The organism is Gilvimarinus sp. 2_MG-2023, from assembly GCF_030547685.1.
Taxonomy (GTDB): domain Bacteria; phylum Pseudomonadota; class Gammaproteobacteria; order Pseudomonadales; family Cellvibrionaceae; genus Gilvimarinus.
The window spans coordinates 528-2116 of record NZ_JAUOQM010000046.1 but is presented as its reverse complement, the minus strand read 5'-3'; the positions used below and the strand labels follow the sequence as shown (position 1 = coordinate 2116).

Annotated in this window: 2 protein-coding genes; one reads left to right on the top strand and one right to left on the bottom strand. The window is 53.6% G+C overall.

Annotated elements, in window-relative coordinates; genetic code table 11:
* Window positions 1-436, bottom strand: a 436-nt coding sequence (locus Q4526_RS11215; protein ID WP_215977173.1) for an elongation factor P, incomplete at its 3' end; no start/stop codon positions are given.
* Between the two features lie 41 nt (window positions 437-477).
* Here Q4526_RS11215 and epmB point away from each other — a divergent pair.
* The gene (gene epmB / locus Q4526_RS11210) at window positions 478-1485 is read left to right on the top strand and encodes an EF-P beta-lysylation protein EpmB (RefSeq protein ID WP_215977172.1); all 1008 of its coding nucleotides are present in this window, start codon (window positions 478-480) and stop codon (window positions 1483-1485) included.
* The last annotated feature ends 104 nt before the right edge of the window (window positions 1486-1589 follow it).

Sequence of the window (1589 nt, the reverse complement as noted above, 5' to 3'; positions counted from 1 at the left end):
TATCGCCTTTCAAACCGGGATCGGTCTCGGTCACTTCCAGCTCAACGTGATTGGGCGGGGTAACCACCAGCGGCGCGTTGTTAAACAGAGTGACCACGCACTTATCTTGCTCGCGCAACCATTTAACCGCGTCTGCCACAGCCTTTTCGTCGGCGGCAAACTGGTCGAAATTGTCAGGGTCCATAAAGTGCCAAAATTCGCCGTCGTTATAGAGATACTCCATATCGCGGTCCATCACATCGGCACTTTCCAAGCTTTCGTTGGAACGGAAAGTACGATCCCATACACGACCGGTGGTCAGGTTACGCAACTTCACGCGGTTAAACGCCTGCCCTTTACCCGGCTTTACTAGCTCATTTTCAACAATGTTACATGGATCGCCGTCCAGCATTACTTTCAGCCCGGTACGGAAATCACTGATAGAATAGGTCGCCATAACCCCTCTCGTATTTATTTAGCAAAAATGTAAAGGCGCCAATGATACATCGAACCGCCCCCACATGGCACACCGAAAGCTGGCAAGAGGCGCTGAAAAACCTAATTCGCACCCCTGAGGCGCTATTTGAGCTGCTGAAACTGGACCCGAAAGACTTACCCGCCGCGCACTTAGCCGGCCAAAAGTTTGCTCTGCGAGTACCGCGCAGCTTTGTTGCCCGCATGGAGGTAGGCAACCCCAATGACCCTCTGCTGCGCCAAGTTTTACCCTTGGGTGATGAGTTATTGGCCGAGCCCGGTTACAGCCAAGACCCGCTGGGTGAAGTTGCGGCCAACCCCCACCCGGGGCTTATTCACAAATACCAAAGCCGAGTGCTGCTGGTGGTGACCGGCAGCTGCGCGATTAATTGCCGCTACTGTTTTCGCCGTCACTTCCCGTATGAAGATAACCGCCCCAACCGCAACACATGGCGCAAAGCACTGGACTATATTGCCCGCGAGCCCTCCATTAACGAGGTCATCTTCAGCGGCGGCGACCCACTCAACGCACCGGACAACACTCTCGCCTGGCTAACCGCACAAATTGCTGAGATTCCTCACATTACTCGTTTGCGGGTACACACTCGCTTGCCTATCGTGGTGCCTTCACGCATTACCAGTGAATGCCTGCAGTGGCTGGCCAGCGATCGGTTTAACAATGTTCTGGTGATTCACGCCAACCATGCCAACGAGATTAACCACGAGGTCGCCACAACCCTGGGCCAACTGCAACAGGCCGGCGTCACCCTGCTCAATCAAACCGTGCTTTTGCGCGGCGTGAACGATTCGGTTGAGACGCTCAAAGCACTCAGTGAGCGTTTATTCCAATGCGGGGTACTGCCCTATTATTTGCATACCCTAGATAAAGTTCAGGGCGCGGCCCATTTTGATGTGCCACTGCCCAAGGCCCGCGCGCTACATAAGGCGTTACGCGAGAGTGTATCGGGCTACTTAGTCCCCAAATTGGTGCAAGAGATTGCCGGCGAACCCAGCAAAACACCTGTTTTTTAAAATGCAGTCGCAAGCTTATCCAAGCCCCTATATGGGTTATTTTTAGGTTGGCTGAGGCACTTGTTACAACATCTATTGCCAGCGAGGGCGACACAGTGCATGGT

Excerpts from the sequence above, each read along its gene's own strand:
- epmB (WP_215977172.1), top strand. The coding sequence starts at position 478 with ATGATACATCGAACCGCCCCCACATGGCACACCGAAAGCTGGCAAGAG.